The organism is Dorea longicatena, from assembly GCF_025150085.1.
Lineage (GTDB): Bacteria > Bacillota > Clostridia > Lachnospirales > Lachnospiraceae > Dorea_A > Dorea_A longicatena.
This window is the reverse complement of the sequence record NZ_CP102280.1, coordinates 1,176,022-1,194,659: the sequence shown is the minus strand read 5'-3', so window position 1 is coordinate 1,194,659 and position 18,638 is coordinate 1,176,022. Positions and strand designations below refer to the sequence as shown.

19 protein-coding genes and 1 riboswitch are annotated in these 18,638 nt (G+C 44.9%); of the genes, 1 reads left to right on the top strand and 18 read right to left on the bottom strand.

The window, feature by feature from the left end:
• Positions 1–87: 87 nt before the first annotated feature.
• The 17 genes from NQ508_RS05585 to NQ508_RS05505 all read right to left on the bottom strand — a co-directional run bounded on the left by NQ508_RS05585 (position 88) and on the right by NQ508_RS05505 (position 16,340).
• Positions 88–1,065 carry a CPBP family intramembrane glutamic endopeptidase gene (locus NQ508_RS05585; RefSeq protein WP_022415424.1) on the bottom strand — a complete coding sequence of 326 codons (978 nt, stop codon included), beginning with the start codon at positions 1,063–1,065 and terminating at the stop codon, positions 88–90.
• Between the two features lie 93 nt (positions 1,066–1,158).
• The gene (locus NQ508_RS05580; RefSeq protein ID WP_006426025.1) at positions 1,159–1,650 is read right to left on the bottom strand and encodes a prolyl-tRNA synthetase associated domain-containing protein; all 492 of its coding nucleotides are present in this window, start codon (positions 1,648–1,650) and stop codon (positions 1,159–1,161) included.
• A 14-nt stretch (positions 1,651–1,664) separates the two neighbouring features.
• The gene (locus NQ508_RS05575) at positions 1,665–2,219 is read right to left on the bottom strand and encodes an XRE family transcriptional regulator (protein ID WP_022415423.1); all 555 of its coding nucleotides are present in this window, start codon (positions 2,217–2,219) and stop codon (positions 1,665–1,667) included.
• A 135-nt stretch (positions 2,220–2,354) separates the two neighbouring features.
• Positions 2,355–3,299, bottom strand: coding sequence for a tRNA dihydrouridine synthase (locus tag NQ508_RS05570; RefSeq protein WP_044919249.1), 945 nt, complete (start codon positions 3,297–3,299; stop codon positions 2,355–2,357).
• 22 nt (positions 3,300–3,321) lie between these two features.
• On the bottom strand, positions 3,322–4,020 hold the full coding sequence (gene tsaA / locus NQ508_RS05565; RefSeq protein WP_044919252.1) for a tRNA (N6-threonylcarbamoyladenosine(37)-N6)-methyltransferase TrmO: 699 nt from the start codon (positions 4,018–4,020) through the stop codon (positions 3,322–3,324).
• Positions 4,021–4,032: 12 nt separating this feature from the next.
• Positions 4,033–4,869 carry a deoxyribonuclease IV gene (locus NQ508_RS05560; protein WP_044919254.1) on the bottom strand — a complete coding sequence of 279 codons (837 nt, stop codon included), beginning with the start codon at positions 4,867–4,869 and terminating at the stop codon, positions 4,033–4,035.
• A gap of 73 nt (positions 4,870–4,942) precedes the next feature.
• Positions 4,943–5,992 (bottom strand): sulfate/molybdate ABC transporter ATP-binding protein, encoded by a 1,050-nt coding sequence (locus NQ508_RS05555; protein WP_006426035.1) that lies wholly within the window; start codon positions 5,990–5,992, stop codon positions 4,943–4,945.
• 12 nt (positions 5,993–6,004) lie between these two features.
• Positions 6,005–6,709 (bottom strand): molybdate ABC transporter permease subunit, encoded by a 705-nt coding sequence (gene modB / locus NQ508_RS05550; RefSeq protein WP_006426036.1) that lies wholly within the window; start codon positions 6,707–6,709, stop codon positions 6,005–6,007.
• A 95-nt stretch (positions 6,710–6,804) separates the two neighbouring features.
• On the bottom strand, positions 6,805–7,695 hold the full coding sequence (gene modA / locus NQ508_RS05545; protein ID WP_006426037.1) for a molybdate ABC transporter substrate-binding protein: 891 nt from the start codon (positions 7,693–7,695) through the stop codon (positions 6,805–6,807).
• 60 nt (positions 7,696–7,755) lie between these two features.
• Positions 7,756–8,724 carry an MOSC domain-containing protein gene (locus tag NQ508_RS05540; protein ID WP_006426038.1) on the bottom strand — a complete coding sequence of 323 codons (969 nt, stop codon included), beginning with the start codon at positions 8,722–8,724 and terminating at the stop codon, positions 7,756–7,758.
• A gap of 8 nt (positions 8,725–8,732) precedes the next feature.
• Positions 8,733–9,698, bottom strand: a complete 966-nt coding sequence (gene moaA / locus NQ508_RS05535) for a GTP 3',8-cyclase MoaA (protein ID WP_006426039.1) — start codon at positions 9,696–9,698, stop codon at positions 8,733–8,735.
• Positions 9,695–10,186, bottom strand: coding sequence for a cyclic pyranopterin monophosphate synthase MoaC (gene moaC, locus NQ508_RS05530; protein WP_006426040.1), 492 nt, complete (start codon positions 10,184–10,186; stop codon positions 9,695–9,697). Before moaC ends, moaA begins: the two co-directional genes overlap by 4 nt.
• Positions 10,187–10,202: 16 nt before the next feature.
• Positions 10,203–11,429, bottom strand: coding sequence for a molybdopterin molybdotransferase MoeA (locus NQ508_RS05525; RefSeq protein ID WP_049940491.1), 1,227 nt, complete (start codon positions 11,427–11,429; stop codon positions 10,203–10,205).
• A 2-nt stretch (positions 11,430–11,431) separates the two neighbouring features.
• Positions 11,432–12,457 (bottom strand): molybdopterin-binding protein, encoded by a 1,026-nt coding sequence (locus tag NQ508_RS05520; protein ID WP_006426042.1) that lies wholly within the window; start codon positions 12,455–12,457, stop codon positions 11,432–11,434.
• Between the two features lie 101 nt (positions 12,458–12,558).
• The gene (mobB, locus tag NQ508_RS05515; RefSeq protein ID WP_006426043.1) at positions 12,559–13,680 is read right to left on the bottom strand and encodes a molybdopterin-guanine dinucleotide biosynthesis protein B; all 1,122 of its coding nucleotides are present in this window, start codon (positions 13,678–13,680) and stop codon (positions 12,559–12,561) included.
• Between the two features lie 107 nt (positions 13,681–13,787).
• A riboswitch (molybdenum cofactor riboswitch) is annotated at positions 13,788–13,943 on the bottom strand.
• A gap of 21 nt (positions 13,944–13,964) precedes the next feature.
• Positions 13,965–14,582: a GNAT family N-acetyltransferase gene (locus NQ508_RS05510; protein WP_006426044.1), complete on the bottom strand. Its 618-nt coding sequence runs from the start codon at positions 14,580–14,582 to the stop codon at positions 13,965–13,967.
• Between the two features lie 123 nt (positions 14,583–14,705).
• Positions 14,706–16,340, bottom strand: coding sequence for a class I adenylate-forming enzyme family protein (locus NQ508_RS05505; protein WP_006426045.1), 1,635 nt, complete (start codon positions 16,338–16,340; stop codon positions 14,706–14,708).
• A gap of 222 nt (positions 16,341–16,562) precedes the next feature.
• Between NQ508_RS05505 and NQ508_RS05500 the strand changes: the two genes are divergently transcribed.
• Positions 16,563–17,288 carry a YoaK family protein gene (locus NQ508_RS05500; protein ID WP_006426046.1) on the top strand — a complete coding sequence of 242 codons (726 nt, stop codon included), beginning with the start codon at positions 16,563–16,565 and terminating at the stop codon, positions 17,286–17,288.
• A 138-nt stretch (positions 17,289–17,426) separates the two neighbouring features.
• On the opposite strand, the gene NQ508_RS05495 is transcribed toward NQ508_RS05500, so the two are convergent.
• Positions 17,427–18,608 carry an iron-containing alcohol dehydrogenase gene (locus NQ508_RS05495; RefSeq protein WP_044919257.1) on the bottom strand — a complete coding sequence of 394 codons (1,182 nt, stop codon included), beginning with the start codon at positions 18,606–18,608 and terminating at the stop codon, positions 17,427–17,429.
• Positions 18,609–18,638: the final 30 nt, after the last annotated feature.

The window sequence follows — 18,638 nt, the reverse complement described above, 5'->3', positions numbered from 1 at the left end:
AAGGCTTTACTATTGTAAAGAGGAAAATTTCCCCAAATTGTCAGATTATTAGTCTTCTTTATGTTTCGTACAAAAAAATCTGACAATTTACATTGTCAGATTTTCATTTTCAGTCTTTAACTCCGGTTTTTCTTCAATCCGCTGGATCAGAACAAACATTGTTGATGCGATCATTGCACATACAACCGTAATCACACCGATCCGCATGTTATCTTTCAACATCCAATTATAGAGTCCGTATCTGGTAGCCAGTACAGACAACAGGTTCATCGCCATATGTGCTGCTGCCGGTGCCTTCAGCGAACCGTATTTTTCATATACATATGCCAACATCAGTCCCAGTAAAAATCCATAAAGCATCTGTACCAGATTCACATGTAATACACCAAATACAACTGATGAATAAACCATCGCATATACAAACGAACTTTCCTTTTCCATTCTTCTGAAGAACAGTCCTCTGAATACGTATTCTTCACAAATCGGAACCAGTACTGCCAGACATAAGATCTGTATAGCAAGCGGCGCCGAATACATGGCATTCATCGTTGTCTTGTAGCTTGCATCTACCGCAGACAGATTCCCGATGATGATCAGGTTATTCAGTCCCAGGCTCATGGCAAGTGCCATAATAAGCGCCGCCGGATATTTCCACAAAGGTGCTTTTTTATCCGGTATGATACCTGCTTTTTTCTCTTTCTTTCTGTCACCGTGATACAAAATTGCCATCACAGGAATCGTAACAAGCGCTGACAGACCTTCCACCCATGTTGTATAATCAATATATTTATTCAACATCTTCTCATAAAAGCCCATCAGCTTATTCTGATCAGACATCAATGCTTCTAATGCCGCCTGCGTCTGATAATGCGTCTTCATATATGCCACCATCATGGCCGCCATGACTACCATGCCTACACCGATTCCAATTCCCCATTTGATCAGGAGTGGACCCCACATCTTCCAGAAACGCTTTCCCGGTGTCTCAATTGGCTTTCGCTTTTTATCCTGCTCCTGGTGATAATGGTATCCTGGCTGGTCGTGTCCGTTCTGCCATTCTTCCATAATTATCCTCACTTTCATCTGTTGCTTCGTATCATATACTGTTCTATTCTACTTCTGCGTGAGGAAACATGCAATAAAAAAACTATAAACTTTTTACAATTTAATCTTAACTACATCAACATCCAGATTCCATAAGAATTTATCCAGATCCTTAAAGGATATGAATACTGTTGCTGTATTTTCCAGTGGATGAATTCCCATACTTTTACATCTGCTTAAGTTTTTATCGATAAAGAATTCCACCGCATGTTCCGTATCGTTCATCAGGGCAAAAGGTGTAACGCTTCCCTGTTTTACACCAAGATATTTTTCCAGACGTTCTTCGGAAGCAAAGCTTAATGTTCCTGCCCCAAGCTGTCTTCCCAGTGCCTTCAGATCTACCTTTGTCTTCTCATCAGCTGTGATCAGGAAATGTCTCTTTCCCTTTGAATCTCTTAAGAATAAGTTCTTACACAATGTTCCTTTTTCCGGGAGTCCCAGCCGGTCCATATCCTCCATTGTATGCACGGGCTCGTGTTCTACCACCTCGTACTTAATTCCCATCTTGTTTAACGCATCATATACTCGCTGTTTCTGGTCTTCCATGCTGTTACTCCTTTCTAATTCGAATAGTGTACTACAATATTGGCAGTCACCATTCCCTTTCCAGTATTTTTATACACATAATCATCAAAAGCATTATACGAAGCCGCATCTCCGGCTTTCAGCACATATTCATGATCTTTAAAGATCAGTGTCAATTCTCCGGAATACACGGTAATGAATTCTCTCGTACCATTCATCTGGCGGTTCGCCTGCATCATGCCTCCCTCGTCAAATTCCAGGTCAAATATCTCAAAATCCTGTCCTTCCCGGAAGCTGAAAATCGGATAAAGACGATATCTTCCATCATCACCCGCCAAAGGATCTACTTCTTTCTTGCCAGTTCCGAAAAACGGCTGCGGTTTATCTGCGGTAAATGCCGTTACCGGTACTTTCAATCCCAGTGCCAGCTTATACACCGTCGATATCGTAGGATTCACTTCTCCTCTTTCCAGCTGACTTAACATACTTTTGCTGATTGTGGTAAGGGATGACACCTGTTCCAGACTCAGTCCTTTTCCTTTTCGGATATCTTTCAGATTCTCTGCGATCAATTCATTCAAACGATCCAATTCATGTCCCTCCCTTTTGCAAAATTCCTGTATATAGAATTTTTATCTATTATATTGCATATTTTTTTTAAAGTAAAGAGACTGCAGAACTTTATTCCTGATTTTGTCTGCAATCTCTTTTATTTCAGCATCTATTTACTTTAAGTCAATATAATTGTGACTTAAAAGTTCTTCTACAACTGCTTCATAGCGATCCAGTTTCTCTGCTTTCCGGATCTTTTTCAGCTGTTTTTCCTTATCCGGGAACAATGTCCCAAGATAACACCAGAGTTCTTTCATCTTGAACAGCACATTCTTATCCCCACAGCTTACCTCCTGGTAATCCTGATAGATCTGATCATGGAACGCTCTTAATTTCTTCGCATCGATCTTTTTTTCTCCGGATTCCATGATTTCAATCAGTTCCGGATTTCTCAAAATTCCGCGCCCCAGCATGATACAGGAGGCCTCTGGAAACCGCTTCTTTAATTTTTCCATATCCTCTGTTGTAAAAATATCACCGTTATAACACAACGTGTGCTTACATTCCTTCACTGCATCCGCAAATGCATCCAGATCCGGATGTCCTTTATAAAACTGCTGCTGTACTCTCGGATGTACGATCAGCTCTTCCAACGGATACTGGTTATAAATCCTCAAAAGTTCTCCCCACTCATCTGCATCAAATTTTCCGATTCTTGTCTTTATGGATATCTTCACATCTGCTTTTGCATAAATCTCATCCAGAAACCAGTTCAGTTCTTCTGTGTGGATCAGAAATCCCGAGCCGCGTCCTTTCGATACTACCGTCTTGGACGGACAGCCAAGATTCAGGTTCACCTCATCATATCCATACCCTTTTAACTTTTCTACCGTATCCAGAAATCCCTTTGCGTCATTTGTCAGGATCTGCGGAACCAGGTTCATCCCCGGATTGTGTGCCGGCAGAATATCATTCTTCTCTCTCGTATTAAAATCCTTTTTGGTATGCGGAACCAGAAAAGGAGTGAAATATTTCTCCATCGGACGGTAATGTGTATGATATGCTCTCCTGTATATATAAGTTGTAATTCCTTCTAATGGCGCAAGATAATACTTCACCTTTGTATCCTCCTGATCATTATCATTTTATTGTTCTGTCCGCGGCGGCCCGCTCAATTTCACAGACCGTCAGCCTGTAGTCTTTTACCCGGAACTTAATCTCATACCCGGCATACTCCATTCCATATACTCTGTCCGGATCATTCTGATAAGACGGTCTCGGATCTTCTGCGAGGATCTCCCGCACGCATCCCTGCTGTTCATTTGGAAGTTTTAACAGAAGTTTCTCCGGTATCTCTACCTCCAGTGCATAACCCTTCACCCGGTCGGCGAATCCGCCTCTGGCATCCGGCATACAGTCCACATACGGCAGATATGGCTTGATATCCAGTATCGGCGTTCCATCCATCAAATCTGCTCCTTCGACTTCAACAACCATACCTTTTTCCGGACGTTTCTCGATCCCAAGCAGCCTGACACAGGACAATCCGATCGGATTCGGCCGGAACGGCGACCTGGTTGCGAATACACCGCACCGCTTATTCCCGCCAAGTCTCGGCGGACGTACCGTCGGACTCCAGTTCTCCCTGACCACCTCTGAAAATTCCCAGATCAGCCACAGATGCGAATATTCTTCCAGTCCTTTTAGTGCCTCTTCTTTGCGGTATTCTGGCTCGAATACAATTGTTCCTTTTGTACTTACAAGTCCCGACTGCCTTGGAATTCCAAATTTCGTTGGAAAGTCGGTATGGATTCTTGCTATATATTCTAACTTTTTCAACTGCTCCGCTCCTTATTCCTCACCCAGATATTCTTTCAATCTGGCAATCTCTTCTTTGTGCCCGGCATCATCAAGCGGCGTCTCCAGATAGAATGGCAGATCTTTAAGCTTCGGATGGCGCAGCACATTCAGAAGTGCCTCCAGCCCAATCTCACCTTCTCCGATCACTGCATGCCGGTCTTTCCTGGAACCGAAAGGCATCAGACTATCATTCAGATGAATCGTTCTTAATAATTCAAGTCCCAATATCCGGTCAAATTCATCCAGTACCCCGTCCAGATCATGGACAATATCATATCCCGCCGCGAACACGTGACAAGTATCCAGGCAGATTCCAATCCGCTCCGGGTGCTGTACGCCGTCTCGGATCTGCTTTAACTGTTCAAAACGGTATCCGATCTCTGTCCCTTTTCCACTCATTGTTTCCAACAGAACCTTAATATTCTCCGTTCCTGTAATCGCCTGATCAAGTCCACGGATAATATTGGTAATCCCGGCTTCTTCTCCGATCCCGGTATGACTGCCCGGATGGAATACCAGGTTTTCAATCTTCAGTTCGTCCATACGTCTGATATCTTCCCGGATCACCGTACAGGCAAATTCATATGTCTTTTCCGTCGCACTCGCCAGATTCATCGTATACGGCGCATGTGCAAGAACCGGACCGAATGCATGGCTTTTACGGATCTGCTGGAATTTCTCTACTTCTTCTTGTGCATAAGTTTTATAACTGGATCCACGCGGGTTTCTGCTGAATATCTGCATCGTATTGGCATTCATCTTTACTACATTTTCCGCAGTCTTCGCAATTCCTCCCGCAATGGACATATGTGTCCCGATTGTATACATTATTTTCCTCCCCCAAATAGGCGTCAGAGAACCAGCATACGCCAGTCCGCTAACGCTCATTATATCATGATTTTTATTTCAGCAAAAGAATCTCTTTTTCCGGCAGTTTCAGATAATCCGGAATGCCCTTTTCTGTAAGTTCGTCCCATAGATTTTTCTGTACATACCAGCAGATATCATCACTTTCTTCTGTCTCACCTTTTAAGAAATATTTCCATTCAAATGGAAATTCTGCCTTTCCTTTTTCTTTAACCGGAATGCAGTTATCTTCTCTTTCGCCCCACACCGGGATGAATTCGTGTGCACGAAGCCCGATATGTGTAATCTCTGCATCGATCTCCTGTTCCAGATGAAGCCTTGTGCCCCAGTCCGGGATCTCGATACTGTGTTCATCCAACCTTTTTACCTGAACAATGTTCTTACATCCGGTAAGCCTTGCTGCTTCCACCTGTTCTGGGCAGTCAAAGATTGCCTTTGTGTCACCGTAACAGATCTGTTTCCCGTCATCAATGACCAGAAGTTCCTCGCTGAACCGGTAGATCTCATCCCTGCTGTGGGACACCAGGATCACCGTTCCGTCATAATCGCTTAAGAGTTCCATCATCTCCTGCTGCAGACGGTCTTTTAAGAAGACATCCAGTGCCGAAAATGGTTCATCGAGAAGAATAACGGATGGTTCGTATGCCATGATCCTCGCCAGCGCAACTCTCTGCTGCTGCCCGCCGGAAAGCTCTCTCGGAAGTCTTTTTTCCAGTCCCTCCAGACGGAAATGACGGATCATCTTCTGTACCTGTTCCTGCTTCTTCTTTTTGTTACCGGCAAGTCCGGCTCCGACATTCTGCTCCACGGTCATCGTTGGGAACAATGCATAGTTCTGGAACATATATCCGACATTTCTCTTCTGTGGTTTTAAGCAGATTCTGGAATCAGAATCATACAGGACATGATCGCCGATCTGGATATGCCCCTGGTCCGGGTGCTCAATTCCTGCAATGCTTTTCAGAGTCAGACTCTTTCCGCTTCCGGAAGCACCGAGGATTCCGATTCTTTTCTTCGTGGATTTCCAGTGTACATCCAGCTCGTACTCTCCAAGTTTTTTATGTATCTTTACTTCCATCGCCATCTGTCGTTCCTCCTACCATCTCCGGATATTCTTCGTATTCTGACCGGTCACCAGATTCATAAGGACGATCAGCACGAATGCAACCAGCATAATGATCACAACCCAGATGCCCGCCGTCAGATAATTGCCGTCCTGGATAACCATTGCGATCCTCTGGGAAATGGTTCCCGTCTTTCCCGGAATATTGCCCGCAAGCATGGATGTTGCACCATATTCTCCAAGCGCTCTTGCAAATGTCAGGATCGTACCCGCTACCAGTCCCGGTCCTGCGGATGGGACTGCAACCTTCCAGAAGATCTTATATTCCGGCATACCAAGTGTTCTTGCCGCATGGATCAGATTCACATCGATCTGTTCGAATGCCGCTCTTGCATTTCTGTACATCAGCGGAAATGCGATCACGGTCGCTGCTATGATACAGCCAGCCCAGGTCTGTACAACTTTGATGCCAAATTGTTCGTACAGCAGGATACCAAACGGACGTCTTCTGCTGAACAGAAGAAGCAGGAAGAATCCTGCTGCCGTCGGCGGCAGTACCATCGGCAGTGTCAGGATCCCATCTGCAATTGCTTTCACTTTCGGTCCTGCCTTGATTACTCTTCTTGCGGCAAACAGGCCAAGAAAGAATGAGAATATCGTTGCAACAATTCCCGTCTTTAACGACACATATAGTGGACTGTAATCCAGTCCTTTCAATATTTCTACCACTGCATCCATGTAACTTCCTCCTGTTTCATCTATTACATACTTCGAAAAACAGAAAACATGCAGCCACAACTGCCTGCATATTTTCTTTCATACTATGAAGCTTCTTATCTTTCTACGTCTGTGTCGAAATAGTATGCATCGAAGACTTTCTTAGTCTTGTCAGATAATACGAATTTGTAGAAGTCTTTTGCGGCTGCAGTCTGTGTCTTATCTGCTTCGTCATTCTGTACCTGACAGATTGGGTAGATAACATCGCCTGTCAGATCATAGCTTACAACCTGAAGGATATTCAGTTTGTCTTCGTATCCATAAGTATCTGAATAGTATGTTGTTCCAACTTCACAGGATCCTTCTGCTACTGCTGTAAGTACTTTACTTACGTTATCTTCCTCACTAATCTCCACTCCACCAAGTGCCTGTGATACTTGATCTGTTGTAATGGCATCTACTTCACCGTCAGCCTTTAATGTTCCAAGATTTACCAGTGCCTGTCTTGTATATTTTCCAACCGGAACACTTCCGCCTGCAAGTGCGATACTCTTGGCATCTTTTAAGTTCTCAAGACCTGTTACCTTTGTGCCGCTGTCTTTTAAGGAGATAACTACCACCTGGTTATTCAGGACATTTGCTCTTGTGCCGTCTACTACCAATCCGTCTGCTTCAAGCTGATCCATCTGCTTCTGTGCTGCAGAGAAGAACAGGTCACACTCATATCCCTCTTCGATCTGTGTCAGCAATGTTCCGGAGCTGTCTGCATTAAATGTGATCTTCACTTCCGGATGATCTTCGTTGTACTCTTTTGCAAGCTCTGTCATAACCGTGTTCAGGCTTGCTGCGATGAATACCTGGATCTCTGTCTCTTTCTTGCTGCTCTTTTTGCTGTCATCTGTCTTCTTTTCTTCTGTCTTTTTATTTTCTCCGCATGCTGCCAGTGAAACTAGCATCACTCCTGCCAGGAGGACAGATGCAATCCTTTTTGCCATCTGGTTCTTCATAATACGTTTCTCCTTTTCTCTTGTCTGATAAATTTACCAGTTACTGTATCTGTAATAGGATTATTTTCTGCCACATTCCTGTACATTTCCTCTCAGGACATCCAGTCCATGAGGAAGTTTCGGAAGAATATACTCCAGTGCTTCCGTCACTGCTTTCGGGCTCCCCGGAAGATTGATAATGAGTGTCTTCTTCCGCAGTCCCGACACTGCCCGGCTGAACATTGCACGGTCTGTGATCGTCATCGAATAATTACGGATCGCATCTGCAATTCCGTTTGCCATCCGGTCGCAGACAGCGATCGTGGCCTCCGGCGTCATGTCTCTTTGGGCAAATCCTGTCCCGCCTGTTGTCAGGATCAGGTCAACCTGTCTCTGATCCGCCAGACGGATCAGCTGTTTCTTTAATCCTTCTTCACCATCCGGCAGAAGAATGGTCTCTTTTATGTCAAATCTGATATGATCTTTTTCTTCACTGTCTTTTAATATCTTTTCTATTGCCGGACCGCTTAGGTCATCTCGTTCTCCGGCAAATGCTTTGTCACTCAGCGTGATCACGGCTACACTGTATGGGCGGTCTTCCTGCGGCATTACGACTTCCACACAGTCACCCACACGGATCATTCCACCTGTCAGTACTTCTGCGAAAATGCCTTCTCTTGGCATAATACAGTCTCCCATCCGCTGATAGATCGCACAGTGGCTGTGGCATTCCTTTCCAATCTGTGTGACTTTCAGCCTGACTGCATCTCCGATCCGTATTTCGGAATCAACCGGAACATTTCTTAAATCAAATCCCTCTACGATCAGATTTTCTCCAAATGCCCCAAAATCTACATCCGCTCCCTTTTCCCGGAATGCTTCAATCTTCTCCAGTGCAAGAAGACTGATCTGTCTGTGCCATTTTCCGCCATGTGCATCTTCTTCAATGCCCCAGTCCGGCACGATCTTTGCCGTTTCTACCGGATACTTGGCAGTTCCTCTTCTGGGACTGATACAGATTCCTCTGATCACGCCTTTCTTCTGATTCATCCTGTCTTTTATCCTCCAATCTGTGCCATCTGATGTGCTTCCGTAATCGCTCCCGGCTCTTCAAAGCAGTGCGCTGCCGGTTTCTGTTCAATGGCTCGTTTTATCTGTTTTCTTATCTCTTCCTCTGTTCCATTCCGCAGTAAATCTTTCAATGGATAGGTATCCCCATAACACAAACACGGCTTCAGGTCTCCGGTCGAAGTCAGCCGGATGCGGTTGCAGTTCTTACAGAACTTACCGTGCATCGCACTGATAAATCCGATACCGCCAGTGAATCCTGGAATCTGATAATATACCGCAGGTCCATTGCCGTGTATCTTACTGTCCTTTCGGATATCTGGATATACCTTCCGTATCTCATCCAGAAGTTCCAGATTCGACACACCTGTATTCTCCTTTCCATAACCGATCGGCATGAGTTCTATAAATCTTACATCAACCGGCAGGCTTTCAGCCAGTGTGATCAATGCCTTCCATTCCGTTTTGTCACCGTCAGACTGCAACACCGTATTCACCTTTGTCCGTATCCCACTTTCTGCGGCGGCCGCTACTGCCTGCCGTACCGTTTCACAGGCGTCGGTTCCGGTAATCTCTTGATATTTTTCACGATCAAGCGTATCCAGACTGATATTGATCCCGTCCAGTCCGGCCTTCTTTAACGCTTCCAGATTGTCTTGTAACAGAACGCCATTCGTCGTCATCGTGACCTGTGTGATTCCCAAAATATTTTTTATCATTCCAATCAGATCGGCGCATCCTTTCCGCACCAGCGGTTCCCCGCCTGTGATCTTGATCTTCTGAATGCCAAGCTCTGCTGCAAGTATGCACACTTTCCGGATCTCTTCATACGTCAGGATCTCCGCCATGGACACCTGCGTGATTCCGTCCGGCATACAATATCTGCATCTTAAATTACAGCGGTCCGTAATGGAGATCCGCATATAATCAATCACTCTTCCTGCCGCATCAATCATAGCTCCGTCTCCCGGTCAGCTTCCCATATGCCGCTTTTTCCACCTGTTTTTTTCAATAAACGGATACCGGTCATGCACATGCCTTTGTCGACCGCCTTACACATATCATAAATCGTAAGCAGTGCCACCTGAACTCCGGTAAGTGCTTCCATCTCTACACCGGTCTTCCCGACCGTCTTCGTCGTACACCGTGCTTCAATCTCACAGGTTTCCTCTATATATTCAAATTCCACTGTAACCTTGCTCAGGTTCAGGATATGGCACAACGGGATCAGCTCTGATGTTCTCTTCGCCCCCATGATTCCTGCAATCCTTGCAGTTCCCAGGACATCTCCCTTTTTCATTCCACCCGTCTTTACTTTTTCAAAACATTCCTTCGACATGCGGATTCTTCCCATTGCCGTTGCCTCACGCATCGTGTCTGCTTTTTCACTGACATCGACCATCACTGCATGCCCCTGTTCATTGAAATGCGTAAATTCTCCCATGATTACTCCTTCCTTATCATATCCAGATCACCTGAACTTTTTCTCCTTCCGGATAGGTCCGTTCTCCCTCCGGGAATACCACCAGACAATTGCTGCCAATCCCATTCTTAAGCTGTCCGTTTCTCTGAATCTGCGGAAGGAACACGCCTTCCTCATCACATTTTCCTTTTACGATCCGTTTTGGCTTCCCGGTCTTTACAAATGTCTGTCTCAGCACTTTTGTCTCTTTCTTCTGTGTATATACCTCTTCTGCCCTGTCCGCCAGATATCCGCCGGCTAATAATTCAAATAATGCCGCCACTGCAAATGGATTACCGGAAAGCGACAGAACAGGGATGTCCTCTACTACCGAAAGCATTGTCGGCATTCCGGGTTTTACCCGTATCCCGTGAAATAGTACCCTGCCGTTCAGGCTTTCTATGACATCCGGAACGAGATCCTTGTCTCCTACTGATACCCCTCCGGTTGTCAGGATCAGATCTGCTTCTTTTAATACCTCACTGATCTTGTCTGTGATCTTGTCCCTGTCATCTCCCGCGGTTTCATACTGTAGTATCTCACAGCCCATCTCTCTTAATCTCGCACACAGCCAGATTCCATTTGCATCATAGATTTTCCCGGGTTCTAATGATGTATCTGCATTCTGCAGCTCATCACCGGTTGTAATCACTGCAGCCCTAAGTCTTCTATATACAGTAATGTCCCGTACTCCCGCAGACGTAACTGCAGCCAGCAGATAAGAATTCACCAAAAGTCCGGCTTCTGCCAGCAATTCCCCGGCAGAAAAATCTTCTCCTTTCGGGCAGTAATTTTCTCCCGGTCCCACATTATTATAAATTTTGATTGTTTTCCTGTCCGGATCCGGATCTGCTATTCTTACATAATCCGTATCTTCCTGTTTTACTACACAGTCTGCTCCTTCCGGTATCATTGCTCCGGTCATGATCCGGACTGCCTGATGTGGTTCCAGTATAAGCTCTGTCTTTTGTCCCGCATACACACACCCGGCAACTTCCAAGGTAACCGGATGCTCAAGATCTGCCCCGCAGACGTCCCGGCTTCTCAGTGCAAATCCATCCATCGCTGACCTTGGAAACGGCGGCTGGGTTACTGCCGCATATACCGGCTCTGCCAGAATCTGTCCCAGACAGTCTGCTGCCGGTTTTTCTTCTTTTTTTATTCCCGGCATACAGATTTGAAATAATTCCTGTGCCTCTTCAAGTGTCACTCGGGATGGTTCCACCTTTACGCCTCCTTTCCGAATGGACAGACCGGATAATGGCACTCTTTACAACCAAGACAGAGTCCTCCGTGTCCCATCCGGATAATATCTCTCCGCTCAATCTTAATCCCTGCTGCCATTCTCGGCAGGATCAGATCGAATACGGTTGCTTTTGCATACATCACACAGCCCGGCAGTCCCACGATTGGTGTATCGTCTTCAAAGTAAGCCAGACACAACATCGCACCCGGCAGTGTCGTTGCCCCATATGTGACGATTTCCGCTCCGGAAGCCTTGATTGCACCCGGTGTCTTATCATCCGGATCTACACTCATCCCGCCCGTACAGATAATCAGATCCACTCCCGCTTCCTTCATTTCTGCAATTGCGTCCGTGATCATTTTCGTATCATCACTGCATAATACATGCTTTGTCATCTGGATTCCAAATGTCTCCAGCTTCTTTTCCACTATAGGAGTAAACTGGTCTTTGATTAGTCCTTTATAGACTTCACTTCCGGTTGTGATCACACCTGCCGTCTTTAATTTCCACGGTGTTACCTTCAATAACGGTTCCGGACCCGCCTTTTTTTCTGCTTCTTCCAGTCTCTTTTCATCTATGATCAGCGGAATCACCCGCATTCCTGCGAGCTTGTCGCCTTTTTTTACCGCTGTGTTCGTGTGTCTGGTTGCGATCATGATCTCATCCACACTGTTCACATCATATAATCGTTCGACATCCACCTGGAATAATCCGTCGACATCCGCAAGCAGTTCAATTTTGCCTTCTTTTACAACTGACGGATACATATTTTCATTCTGCGTGATCCTGCGCAGACGTTCCGCACCTTCATCCTCATGAAGCATGCCTTCTGTCTTCTCCCAGACATACAGATGTTCTTTCCCTATGGAAAGAAGCACCGGAATATCTTCTTCTGTGACAATATGTCCCTTCCGGAATCTCGCATCTTTGATCACTCCCGGAATGATCTGCGTCATATCATGACATAACACATGTCCCACTGCATCTTCTGTTCTGATCAGTTTCATACTTTTTCCGCCTCGTTTCTTTATCGTTTCTCGTTTCAATTCTTATCAATGTATCTATCATCTTGTACCTGTCATCCAGGCACATTCCGTTTCATACTCTACTATAGATTTTCTATATGTTGCATATTCTGCTGTATATACTGAAGTAAAAAAACCGCCGTTTTCCCAACATCGTCCAACGGGAACACATTTTCACAGTCCTCCACATCCACATCACTGATCACTGCCAGACATTCTTCCGGTCGTAACGGCATCGGTTTCCCGTTTTCTTTCCGGTGCAGCATGATCTTCGGCCACGGTCCGTGCTTGAATCCCTCTGTCAGAATCAGATCCACACCATCTATCTTTTTCAGGAATTCTTCCGGATCAACTGTTCTGTTGTCCATCAGCACCGCTTTCTCCGAGGAGATCAGACCGGTCACGTCTGCTCCGGCTTTGGTAAAGCGGTCACTGTCTTTTCCTTCGTGATCGATATCAAACCGGTGTCCGTCATGCTTTACGATCGCAATCTTAAGCCCATATGCTTTCAGCTTCGGAATCAGTTTTTCCAGAAATGTCGTCTTACCGGTGCCGGAATAGGCCACAAACGATACAACCGGGGTCTGCTGTGCTTTTTCTTTTATTTTCTCTGGTATTATTTTCCGATATTCTTCTGGTGTATTTATATTATAAAATTTTCCCGCTCCGTCTGTAATTCCCTGAACTGCCACATAACATACCCTCAGATTTTCCAGTACATGCTGCACTTTATAATCCCCGGTCTTTAACTGTTCTTCCAATATCTTCCATACAGATTTCCTGTACCATGCACAGAGCACATATTTTTTCCCGGTCTTGTCTACCGGGATCACTGCATCAATCCCATCTATCAGATAGTCTTCCAGTTCCTGCGCCACATCCCAGTCAACCAGCGGCATATCACAGGATATCACCCAGACCCGTTCATGGCTGCATTCTTTCAGCGCCGAGCACAGACCCATCAACGGTCCTTTGTCCTGTTCCAGATCTTCGATATGTCTTGCCTCTATCTTCGGATAATCCCGCCGGTCTTTTACCGAAAGCAGCACCTCATCCGCACCACTTACATGTTCTTCGATCTGTTGTAAAAATGTCTTCTTTCCAATCAGAAGTCCTGCTTTATCCTTCCCCATCCGGGTACTTTTCCCGCCACAAAGGATTATGGCACTGATTCCGGATTTTTTCTTATCTGATTCTGTTTTCATATATTAAAAAACCTGCTCCTTCCGAAAAAAGAGCAGGCGAAATATAAGAGAATCTGTCTGTGACATTTTTTACGAATGCTTTGACAGCTTCTCCTATGTGCTTTGGTAAGCAAAGGTGCTGCTCTCCTTTCCAAATACGCGGGAGGCAGATACGTTTCCCTATCTACCCTGAGGAACTGACAGACCTGTCATTCCTGGCCAACATCCCATCATCACAATTTTTATGGATCTTAGGCATGAAGGCTTCGGAGAACCTTGTATTTTCAATTATTTTAACATGCATATTATAAACGGAGTTCTCCGTTCTGTAAAGAAATATCTTCTACTATATCCGTGAACGCGATCACCGGCGGCTGATCTGCCACGTGTTCTCCAATCTCTTTTTCCATCCATGCCAGATTGTACCATCTGTGGAATTTATATCCACAATTTGTGAACCAGCCGACCATACGATATCCCAAATGTTCATGGTAATGGATACTTGCATTCGTCAGGTATTCATCTTCATGCTCGGTACATGCAATACACGCATTCATATTTAACACATTCTGCCGCTTTAATATCTTCTCCAGCATGTCGTATAATTTTGTCCCGATACCCATTCCTTTTTTATTCTGATCCACGTAGATAGACGTCTCTACATTCCATCCTCCTGCCGGTCTCTCGTGAAAAGCACTTGCATATGCATATCCACATATTTCTCCATTCACCTCCGCCACAAGATATGGATATCTCTCCAATACATGCCGGATCCGTCCTCGGAATTCTTCCACCGTCGGCACATCATATTCATATGTAATCACTGTATGTTCTATATAAGGCGCATAGATTGCAAGCAGTTCTTCCGCATCCTCTTCTTTTGCAATCCGGATTGTAATCTCTTTTTTCTCATTGGTGTTCATTCTATATTCAGCTCCAGTCTGCTCTTATTATTTATTTCTCCACTATTATAAACACGTCCGTAAAAAAATGCCATCTCTCTGCAGATTTTTCCTGCAAAAGAGATGACATTTTTACATATTTTATTATCCCTGGTTCTGTGCCGCAACCAGATGTGTTGCTCCGTATTTTTCGCGAAGCTTTGGTTTTTCAATCTTTCCGGTAGGATTACGCGGAACATCTGCAAAGATGATCTTACGAGGTCTCTTATATCTCGGAAGTTTCTTACAGAATTCCTGAATATCTTCTTCTGTACATTCAACTCCCGGTTTCAGTTCAATGATTGCTGCTGAAATTTCTCCCAGTCTGTGATCTGCAAGTCCAATAACCGCCACATCCAAAATAGCTTCATTGGTACGTAAGAAGTCTTCAATCTGTACCGGATAGATATTCTCACCACCACTGATGATGACATCTTTCTTACGGTCAACAAGGAAGATAAATCCGTCTTCGTCTTCCATCGCCATGTCTCCGGTATACAGCCATCCGTCATGCAGAACTTCTGCTGTTGCCTTCGGATCTCTGTAGTAACAGGTCATGACGCCTGGTCCTTTGACCGCAAGTTCTCCGGTCTCGCCCTGTTTTACCGTCTCGCCCTGTTCATCGATAATCTTAGCTTCCCATCCATATCCGGCTTTACCGATCGCACCGACTTTATCGATATTATCCACGCCAAGATGTACACATCCAGGCCCGATGGATTCGCTCAGACCATAGTTCGTGTCGTATTGGTGATGCGGGAAGTATTCTTTCCAGTGTTTGATCAGGCTTGGTGGTACCGGCTGTGCACCGATATGCATCAGTCTCCACTGGTCCAGATCATAATCTGCAATATCCAGTTCCTTATTGTCCAGTGCAAGCAGAAGATCCTGCGCCCACGGAACCAACAGCCATACAATAGTACAGTGTTCTTCCGATACTGCCTGTAAGATTGTCTTCGGACTTGTTCCTTTTAACAATACTGCTTTTCCTCCCGTCAGAAGACTTCCGAACCAGTGCATCTTGGCCCCGGTATGATATAACGGTGGAATACATAAGAATACATCATCCTTCGTCTGTCCGTGATGATTCTGCTCTGCTTTTGCTGCATGCATCAGGGATTCATGGTTATGTAAGATTGCCTTCGGGAATCCTGTTGTTCCTGATGAGAAATAAATTGCTGCCTCATCGTCATCATTGACATCAATCTTCGGAGACTGACTGGAACAGTTCGCCGTATGTGCATTATAATCCTCGGCAAATCCCGGACATCCGTCTCCTACAAAATATAACAGACGTCCTTTGCTGATCTCATCTGCAATCTCTTCTACTCGTCCGATGAACTCCGGTCCGAACACCAGAATATCAATCTCCGCAAGTTCCACGCAATATTTGATCTCATCCGCAGAATAACGGAAGTTCAGTGGTACAGCCAATGCTCCGGTCTTCAGAATTCCGAAATAAATTGGCAACCATTCCAGACAGTTCATCAGGAGAATCCCCACTTTTTCTCCTTTTTTGATTCCTCTTTCAATCAGAAGATTGGCAAATCTGTTTGCCTTTTCGTTAAATACATTCCATGTGATCTCTCTTCTATAATAAGCCGCGCGTGAAGGTTCAATCAGATCAAACTCCTTCCATGTAGTTCTTTTTGTCTCCGGCATCTCCGGATTAATCTCTACCAGCGCAACGTCGTCTCCGTACAGGCGGCAGTTTTTCTCCAATATATCTGTAATCGGCATTGGAAAATTCCCCTTTCGTGTTCATTCATAATTCTTTTTTATGAATTTTTTGCGTAACAGCTTTCGCGCTTTAACGCTTTTATTCATTAAAGTCTATGATACTCAATTTTTTGTAAAATGTCAATCCATATTTGTATTATTTTCCATCCAATCTCTTTTTTCCACACTTTTGTTTGATTTTTCCATCTCTCCGTCCTATAATAGGCACCGGGTGATAGAAAAATGAATTGGATATATAATCATAAACGTGCATTACTGCATGTCAATCTTGCATTTATCGGCGGACTGACCGGTGCTTATGCCATCTTAGTCCGTGGCGGCAATTTTGGTGCCGCACAGACCATGAATCTGATTGAAATGGTCCTAAACTTTACGGAAATGAACCTGACGGATGCCTTCCTTCGTCTGGCTATTTTTATTTTATATGGCCTTGCGATCATTGCCGCATTTTTAATCGGCGAACATTTTACCTCTGTAAAATCTTATATCGCACTGGCGGTAGAGGCCGTCTGCATATGGATCGCAGGGATCATTCCGACATCGGTCAATCCCCTGATCGCACTGTTCCCTGTATTCATCCTGAATGCATACCAGTGGCAGGCTTTTACCACTCCGGAATGTTATAACAGTTCCACGATCTTTTCAACGAATAATTACAAGCAGACACTTCTTGCATGGACCAGATATCATATGATACATGATCTGGCTCAGAAGAAACGGGCATTGCTTTTTACGAACACGCTGATTCTCTTCCATCTGGGGGTTCTGGTTGGATATTTTGCGGTAGAATACCTCGGAGCTCACGGAATATGGGTTGCGTTTGTTCCACTTGTTACCGCTGTAGGGCTGGTGATTCCGGTTGGTGAGGAGCAGGTTGTAAAGGATGTTGAAGCAACATTAAAAGAAGGAATTCACAGGACGGAGGAAGTCGTTGTTCGGAAGGTTTGATTTCGTTTGATTTTCTGCTTCATAATGGCCTGAATAAAAGTATAGCAGTGGTTACTGTGCATATGCACAGCAACCACTGCTATACTTTTATTCAGTTACGTTTTCACATGCTATGAAGATGAAATCGCGGAAGCCTTCTTACAGTGCCGCTTTATATATCTTGTACATATCTTCCTCATGAAGTACCTTCGCAGATCCTTTGCTTCCCTTGCATCCGATGCTGCATTTATGTGCCATCAGTTTCAGTTCTTCATCTGTAGGATTAATGCCAAGTTCATGGATAGAAGTTGGCATCTTGAGTTCACGGAAGAAGTCTTCTATGGCTTCGATTCCACGTAATGCCACATCGTCTGCGGTTCCTTCCGGGTCTACCCGCATGACGTTCATTGCAAATTTTTCGAACCTAGAAAGGCAGTCTTTGTATACATATCTTGCCCAGGAACCCCAGATTGCCGCAAGGCCTGCACCGTGTGCCACGTCAAACAGTCCTCCGATCTCATGTTCCAGTGCATGGGAAGCGAAATCTCCTCCGACAACCGCGCCACAGCCTGTCAGCCCGTTATGAGACAGACTTCCTGCCCACATTACTTCCGCACGTGCATCATAGTTCTTCGGATCATTGATCAGAATTCTTGCATTCTCAATTACCGTACGCATCAGACCCTCTGCAATACTGTCTGTGATCTCCATATTTCCACCATTTGTAAAATAGCGTTCCATCGTATGCATCAGAATGTCTGTGCATCCGCATGCTGTCTGATAATCCGGCAGTGTCATGGTCAGTTCCGGATTCATGATTGCAAAGCGCGGTCTTCCATAGTCATTGCGGTATCCTCTCTTGATCCAGCCGTCTTCTTTTGTAATAACAGAAGAATTACTCATCTCACTTCCTGTCGCTGCAATAGTCAGTACAACACCAATCGGAAGACATCCTGTTGCCTGGCGCTTTTTGTCATAAAAATCCCATACGTCCCCTTCATTGGCAACTCCATATCCGATTGCTTTTGCAGAATCGATCGCACTTCCGCCGCCTACAGCAAGGATGAAATCTACTCCTTCTTTTTTCGCGAGCTCGATTCCTTCATATACCAGTGAAAGTCTTGGGTTCGGTACTGCACCACCAAGTTCTATATAGTCAATCTTTGCTTCATCCAGGGAAGCCTTTACTTTATCCAATAATCCGGTACGTTTGACGCTTCCGCTTCCGTAATGGATCATTACTTTCTTACATCCCTGTTCTTTTACCAGTTCTCCACATTTGTCTTCTGTATTTTTTCCAAATACAACTTTGGTTGGTGTGTAATAATTAAAATTATACATAAGGTCTCCTTCTTTTTGGTATAAAAAATA

Bases quoted from the DNA above. Each gene is read 5' to 3' on its own strand.
- NQ508_RS05585 (WP_022415424.1), bottom strand. From the start codon at position 1,065: ATGGAAGAATGGCAGAACGGACACGACCAGCCAGGATACCATTATCAC.
- NQ508_RS05580 (WP_006426025.1), bottom strand. From the start codon at position 1,650: ATGGAAGACCAGAAACAGCGAGTATATGATGCGTTAAACAAGATGGGA.
- NQ508_RS05560 (WP_044919254.1), bottom strand. From the start codon at position 4,869: ATGTATACAATCGGGACACATATGTCCATTGCGGGAGGAATTGCGAAG.
- NQ508_RS05555 (WP_006426035.1), bottom strand. From the start codon at position 5,992: ATGGCGATGGAAGTAAAGATACATAAAAAACTTGGAGAGTACGAGCTG.
- modB (WP_006426036.1), bottom strand. From the start codon at position 6,709: ATGGATGCAGTGGTAGAAATATTGAAAGGACTGGATTACAGTCCACTA.
- modA (WP_006426037.1), bottom strand. From the start codon at position 7,695: ATGAAGAACCAGATGGCAAAAAGGATTGCATCTGTCCTCCTGGCAGGA.
- NQ508_RS05540 (WP_006426038.1), bottom strand. From the start codon at position 8,724: ATGAATCAGAAGAAAGGCGTGATCAGAGGAATCTGTATCAGTCCCAGA.
- moaA (WP_006426039.1), bottom strand. From the start codon at position 9,698: ATGATTGATGCGGCAGGAAGAGTGATTGATTATATGCGGATCTCCATT.
- moaC (WP_006426040.1), bottom strand. From the start codon at position 10,186: ATGGGAGAATTTACGCATTTCAATGAACAGGGGCATGCAGTGATGGTC.
- NQ508_RS05520 (WP_006426042.1), bottom strand. From the start codon at position 12,457: ATGAAACTGATCAGAACAGAAGATGCAGTGGGACATGTGTTATGTCAT.
- mobB (WP_006426043.1), bottom strand. From the start codon at position 13,680: ATGAAAACAGAATCAGATAAGAAAAAATCCGGAATCAGTGCCATAATC.
- NQ508_RS05510 (WP_006426044.1), bottom strand. From the start codon at position 14,582: ATGAACACCAATGAGAAAAAAGAGATTACAATCCGGATTGCAAAAGAA.
- NQ508_RS05505 (WP_006426045.1), bottom strand. From the start codon at position 16,340: ATGCCGATTACAGATATATTGGAGAAAAACTGCCGCCTGTACGGAGAC.
- NQ508_RS05500 (WP_006426046.1), top strand. From the start codon at position 16,563: ATGAATTGGATATATAATCATAAACGTGCATTACTGCATGTCAATCTT.
- NQ508_RS05495 (WP_044919257.1), bottom strand. From the start codon at position 18,608: ATGTATAATTTTAATTATTACACACCAACCAAAGTTGTATTTGGAAAA.